The organism is Aquabacterium sp., assembly GCF_021768455.1.
Lineage (GTDB): Bacteria > Pseudomonadota > Gammaproteobacteria > Burkholderiales > Burkholderiaceae_C > Aquabacterium.
Genome location: NZ_JAIZVX010000202.1, coordinates 1 through 5789, shown reverse-complemented (window position 1 = coordinate 5789; position 5789 = coordinate 1). Strand labels below are relative to the sequence as shown.

Genomic DNA, 5789 nt, shown 5'->3' with positions numbered 1-5789 from the left:
CCCATTGATGGCTGGGCCGTGGGCTGCGCCGTCCGCAAGGATGCTTCTGCCCTGGGGGATGCCGTTCAGGCCAGCATCAACCGCCTGAGCGATTCGGGCGAGATGCAAGCCTTCTTTGCCGCGGCCAAGGTCAGCTGGCGCAAGCCCTGATCCGGGCGATGACGCCCCGGCCTGCGTGCCGGGGCTGAAGCTCAGTCACTGAGCGACACGCTCGGCTGACACGCCCAGACGCCACAAGGAGGTCAACTCACGGCTGCGCGCTTCGTGAAGTGCGTCGCTCGCGTCCTGGGCCTTGGGGTGGCGGGGCGCAATGTCCAGCTTGCCCAGCACGGTCAGGCCGGCGTCGGCGATCCAGCCCAGCAGCGCCTCGCGCGGGCGCAGGCCCAGGTGCTCGGCCAGGTCAGACAGGATCAGCCAGCCCTCTCCCCCTTCGTGCAGGTGCTCGGCCAGGCCGATCAGGAAGCCGCGCAGCATGCGGCTGTCCGGGTCGTAGACCGCGTGTTCCAGCGGCGAAGTCGGCTGTGCAGGCACCCAGGGCGGGTTGCAGACGATCAGGCTGGCCTTGCCCGGCGGGAAGAGGTCGGCCTCCACCAGCTTGACCCGCGTGCTCAGGCCCAGGCGCTCGATGTTGTCGCGTGCGCAGGCCAGGGCGCGCGGCGAGAGGTCGGTCGCCACCACATCCTTGATGCCGCGCCGGGCCAGCACGGCGGCCAGCACGCCGGTGCCGGTGCCGATGTCGAAGGCGCGGCGGCCACCCGGCAGCGGGGCTTGGGCGACCAGGTCGATGTACTCGCCACGGATCGGCGAAAACACCCCGTGGTGCGCGTGGATGCGGCCTTTCACGGCCTCGATGGGCACACCGGCCTTGCGCCATTCGTGCGCGCCGATCAGCCCCAGCAGCTCGCGCAGCGAGGCGACATAGGCTTCCGTGGCCGGGCCATAGGCCTCTTCGCAGGCCTGCTTCACATCGGGGGCGCGGCGCAGCGGGATGCTGTGGCCGGCCTCGAAGGGCAGCAGCAGCATGCCCAGCACACGGGCGCGCCGCCCCTGGGCCTGGCGGTGGCGCTCGAAGGCGGCCAGGGCCGTGCCGCCCTTCCCTGGGCGGGCTTCGGCGGCGTCCACCCTGCGGCCCAGGGCCTGCAGCAGTGCGCGGGCGTTCTGGAAGTCGCCCTGCCACAGCAAGGCCGTGCCGGCGCTGGCCAGCGCATAGGCCTCGTCGGCCGAGAGGCGGTCGTCGGCCAACACCACCTGCTCGGGTGCGGGCACCCCGGCTTCGGAGCGCCACAGCGCCTGGTGGGCCTGGCGGCCGTCGTCCCAGTGGAGGCGGGGGAGAGAAGGGGTGTCGTGCATCGGGGGGCCTTTCGAGGGGCGCAGTGTAGGGGAGAGCGCCGGGGCGTGCCAGCAGTCCCGCTACCATCTCGGCATGCACACCTTGCCCCTCACCGCCGCCATCATCGACCTCGACGGCACCATGGTCGACACCCTGGGTGATTTCATCGCCGTGTTGCAGGCCACCCTGAGCGAACTGGGCTGCCACCCCATCGAGCGGGCCCGCGTCGACCGCAGTTTCATCTCGATGACCGTGGGCAAAGGCACCGAAGACCTGCTGCGCCGCAGCCTGGCCCATGCCTGGGGGCTGTCGCCCGATGGCGCCGAGGTGGCCCAGGCCCTGCCCGAGGCCCTGGCCGTCTACCACCGGCAGTACCCGCTGCTCAATGGCCGGCACTCCGAGGTCTTTCCCGGGGTGGCCGAGGGCCTGGCCCAGCTGGCCGCCCTGGGCCTGCCTCTGGCCTGCCTGACCAACAAGCCCACGGCCTTTGCCGAGCAGTTGCTCACGGCCAAGGGCCTGCGCGGGCGTTTCCAGCAGGTGTTCGGGGGCGATGCCTTTGAGCGCAAGAAGCCCGATCCCCTGCCGTTGCGCAAGACGTGCGAGGCCCTGGGCAGCGATCCCGCCCGCACCCTGATGGTCGGCGACTCCAGCAACGACGCCCAGGCCGCCCGCGCGGCTGGCTGCCCGGTGTTGCTGGTGACCTATGGCTACAACCACGGTGAGCCGATCGAGGCCGTGCCGGCCCTGGCCCACGTGGCCCGGCTGGACCAGGCCGACTGGCCGGCCCTGCTGGGCCGCTGAGCCTGGCCTCACTCCAGCGCGTCGAGCACCGCTGGCGGCTTGTACGAGAGCAAGGCGTCTTTCAGATCCTGTGAGGCCGGGCGCGAGCCCAGCCACACCCTCAGCACGGCCGGGTAGAAGCGCTCGTCCGTGATCGGCAGGCCGGCTGGCTGGCCATTGACGAAGAACATGGTGCCGCGCTTGGGCACGTACTCGATGGTGAAGGTGTCGCCGGTGTTCAGGCGCTTGATGCGCGAAAACACCTCGCCCATGGTGCGGATCGCGGGGATCAGGTTGAAGAACTCTTCGCGGCTGCTGTTGAGTTCGATGCCCTTGGTGACGGTCTTGCCCACCTCGTCGACCCGCATGCCCTGCAGCATCACGAAGCGCAGCTGCTTGGGCCCGTTTTGCGCCAGCACGACCTCGGCCTTGCTGCTCTTTTGCGGCGTGTAGAGGCCGATGGTGTAGAGCTTGGCCACCGCCCGGTAGGTGATGCCCGTGCCATTGAGCGGCAGCGCCTGCCCTTCCACCTTGATGGCCGAGGGGTAGACCACGCCGGCCAGCTCTGCCGGCTGGGCCCGGGCCACGGGGCTCCAGCCCAGGCCTGCGGCCCAGGCGAGGCCCAGCGCCCCCGCTGCCAGCAGCCGCCTCCCAGCGGCCCGTTTGCCTGCATTGCACAAGGACATGTGAGCGATTTCTTGTCGAGAAGTGCCCGATTGTTGCGGCGTGGCGTGCTCGGACAATCTGGGTTTGCCCTTGTCAAGCAGGCCGCACCGCCTGTTCACGGGGCAACAGCCGCCATCGGCGGGGCAAGAGGCGCCATCGCCGTCCCTGGCTCCCGAGGGCCCCCCTGATACACTGGACCGATGTTCATCTCACGCAAACAGACCCGAGGTTCGATCGACCGGGGGGCATGGCCCTGGCGTCGCTGGTCGCTTCCTGCGTGACCTGTTCCGGCAGCCCTTCGGCCCGATGGCCAGCGGCTCGCCCCGAGAACAGGCCTTCATCCGAGACGACATTCGCGGCGCCCGCCAGCCACATGGCCTGCGCCCGGGGCTTGGAGGCCCCTCACCCATGATCACCGAATCCGATTTCAAGGCCCTGGCCGCCCAAGGCCACAACCGCATCCCTCTGGTCGCCCAGGCCCTGGCCGACCTCGACACCCCGCTGTCGCTCTACCTCAAGCTCACCCAGGGGCAGCCCATGAGCTTCCTGCTGGAATCGGTGGTGGGCGGCGAACGTTTCGGGCGCTATTCCTTTGTGGGCCTGCCCGCCCGCACCCTGGTGCGCGCCACCGGCCGCCAGGTCGAGGTCGTGACCGATGGCGTGGTGGTCGAGACCGCCGAGACCAACCCGCTGGACTTCATCGCGCAGTACCAGCAGCGCTTCAAGGCCGCCGTGCCGCAAGGCCTGCCGCGCTTCTGCGGTGGCCTGGCCGGCTACTTCGGCTACGACACCGTGCGCCACATCGAGCCCCGTCTGGCGAAGGCCACCAAGACGGGCGGCATCGGCACGCCCGACATCCTCCTGCTGCAGTGCGAAGAGCTGGCCGTCATCGACAACCTGGCCGACCGCCTTTTCCTCATCGTCTACGCCGACCCGAGCCAGCCCGAGGCCTACGCCAAGGCCGCGGCTCGCATCGCCCAGCTGCAGGCGCAGCTCAACGCGGTCGTGCCCGTGCCGCCCATTGGTGCCTTGCCGCCTGACGAGCACCACCCGGTCGAGCGCCACTTCGAGAAGGCCGATTTCGAAGCCGCGGTGCGCAAGTGCAAGGACTACATCGCCGCCGGCGACTGCATGCAGGTTGTGATCGGCCAGCGTCTGCAGAAGCGCTTCACGGCCTCGCCGCTGAGCCTCTACCGCGCACTGCGTTCGCTCAACCCCAGCCCCTACATGTACTACTACGACCTGGGTGACCACCACGTCGTGGGTTCCAGCCCCGAGATCCTGGTGCGCCAGGAGAAGGCCAAGGATGGGGGCGAGACCGTCACCATCCGTCCCATTGCCGGGACGCGTCCGCGTGGCGCCACCCCTGAGCTCGACGCCGCCAACGAGGCCGAGCTGCTGGCCGACCCGAAGGAGCGCGCCGAGCACGTCATGCTGATCGACCTGGCCCGCAACGACATCGGCCGCATCGCGCAAACCGGCACCGTGAAGGTGACCGAGGCGTTTGGCATCGAGCGCTACTCGCACGTCATGCACATCGTGAGCAACGTCGAAGGCACGCTGAAGGACGGCATGACCGGGCTGGACGTCCTGCGCGCCAGCTTCCCCGCCGGCACCCTGAGCGGTGCGCCCAAGATCCGCGCCATGGAGATCATCGACGAGCTGGAGCCCGTGCAGCGCGGCGTCTACGGCGGCGCCGTGGGCTACCTCAGCTTTGCGGGCGACATGGACGTGGCCATCGCCATTCGCACCGGCGTCATCAAGGACCAGACCCTCTACGTGCAGGCCGGCGCCGGCGTGGTGGCCGACTCGGTGCCCGAGATGGAATGGAAAGAGACCGAGGTCAAGGCCCGCGCCGTGGTGCGCGCGGCCGAGATGGTCGAGCAGGGGCTCTGAGCCTGGGGCGCACCGTGGGCGTCAACGCCCCGGTCGCGCCAGCAGCCGGGCCCGCAGTGCGGCCTGCGCAGGCACCTCCACCCAGCGGTACACCCCCACCGCCAGCGCGAACGTGACCCCCAGGTAGCCCAGCAGCCAGACGGGTTCGCCCAGCGGCAGGCGCTCGGGTTGCCCCCAACTCAAGCACGCCACCAGCAACTGCAGCGGAAAATGCAGCAGGTAGCTGGCATAGGTGGTGTGGCCCAGCGTGGTGATGAGCGTGGCCACCCGGCCGGGCCCAGGTTGCACCCAGCGCAGCAGCAGGACCATGGCCAGCGGCGCCAGCAAGGCCGTGTAGAACATGGGCCGCAGCAGGCCCTGGGCCGTGAGCGCCGTGCCCCCGGCCAGGAGCAGCACCGCCATGCCCGCCAGCCCTTGTTGCAGCCGGGGTGTCAGGCGCCCCAGCGCCTCGTGCGCCAGGTGGGTCAGGGCGCCCAGGTAGAAGAAGAACACGCACAGCACCAGCGGGTGCTCGGTGCGCTTGCTGGCGTAGATGGCGCCGGCCGCGGCGATCACGCCCAGCACCTGCCACCAGCGTGTCAGGCCCAGTCGGCACAGGCCGAAGAACAGGCCATAGACCAGCACTTCGATCGACACGCTCCAGATCGGCCCGTTGAAGGACCACTCGCTGCGCCCCGGCCAGTCGCTGGCCAGGAAGAGCTGCAGGATGAAGTGCGGCCAGTCGTTGAAGGCGTAGACGTAGTCCACCCCGTGTGCCTGACGGTAGGTCCAGGCCATCGCGGCCACGGCCAGCAGCGTGATCAGGTGCAGCGGATAGAGGCGCGAAAAGCGCAACACCGCAAAGCGCCAGGCGGGCACCTGGCCGGCCTGCACGGGCTGCGCGTATTTCCAGAAGAAGATGAAGCCCGACAGCGCCCAGAACACCTGCACGCCCAGCCAGCCCGCTTCGTAAAACGGCTTGAGCAGGCCGTAGAGCGGCTGCGCCGTCAGCGTGAATCCCACATGGGCCTGGCCGGCGACGTAAAAGTGGTTGTAGTGCCAGACCAGCACCGAGATGGCGCAGGCAAAGCGCAGCAGTTCCAGGCCCAGCAAGGAGGGGGCGGCAGGGGCGGAAGAC

At 69.6% G+C, this 5789-nt stretch carries 5 protein-coding genes; 2 read left to right on the top strand and 3 right to left on the bottom strand.

The features are described from left to right. Positions 1 to 195: 195 nt before the first annotated feature. Positions 196 to 1350: a class I SAM-dependent methyltransferase gene (locus tag QZ994_RS18380; protein WP_290877072.1), complete on the bottom strand. Its 1155-nt coding sequence runs from the start codon at positions 1348 to 1350 to the stop codon at positions 196 to 198. A gap of 73 nt (positions 1351 to 1423) precedes the next feature. Here QZ994_RS18380 and gph point away from each other — a divergent pair, with 73 nt between their 5' ends. Further along, the gene (gene gph, locus QZ994_RS18375; RefSeq protein ID WP_290877069.1) at positions 1424 to 2131 is read left to right on the top strand and encodes a phosphoglycolate phosphatase; all 708 of its coding nucleotides are present in this window, start codon (positions 1424 to 1426) and stop codon (positions 2129 to 2131) included. Positions 2132 to 2139: 8 nt separating this feature from the next. On the opposite strand, the gene QZ994_RS18370 is transcribed toward gph, so the two are convergent. Further along, a complete protein-coding gene (locus tag QZ994_RS18370; RefSeq protein WP_290877066.1) occupies positions 2140 to 2796 on the bottom strand; it encodes a chalcone isomerase family protein in 657 nt (218 codons plus the stop codon). A 388-nt stretch (positions 2797 to 3184) separates the two neighbouring features. On the opposite strand from QZ994_RS18370, the gene trpE reads away from it, so the two are divergent. After that, a complete protein-coding gene (gene trpE, locus QZ994_RS18365; RefSeq protein WP_290877063.1) occupies positions 3185 to 4672 on the top strand; it encodes an anthranilate synthase component I in 1488 nt (495 codons plus the stop codon). A gap of 21 nt (positions 4673 to 4693) precedes the next feature. On the opposite strand, the gene QZ994_RS18360 is transcribed toward trpE, so the two are convergent. Next, a partial coding sequence (locus QZ994_RS18360) for an acyltransferase (RefSeq protein ID WP_290877060.1) occupies positions 4694 to 5789 on the bottom strand: 1096 nt, incomplete at its 5' end.

Excerpts from the sequence above, each read along its gene's own strand:
- QZ994_RS18370 (WP_290877066.1), bottom strand. The coding sequence starts at position 2,796 with ATGTCCTTGTGCAATGCAGGCAAACGGGCCGCTGGGAGGCGGCTGCTG.
- gph (WP_290877069.1), top strand. The coding sequence starts at position 1,424 with ATGCACACCTTGCCCCTCACCGCCGCCATCATCGACCTCGACGGCACC.
- QZ994_RS18380 (WP_290877072.1), bottom strand. The coding sequence starts at position 1,350 with ATGCACGACACCCCTTCTCTCCCCCGCCTCCACTGGGACGACGGCCGC.
- trpE (WP_290877063.1), top strand. The coding sequence starts at position 3,185 with ATGATCACCGAATCCGATTTCAAGGCCCTGGCCGCCCAAGGCCACAAC.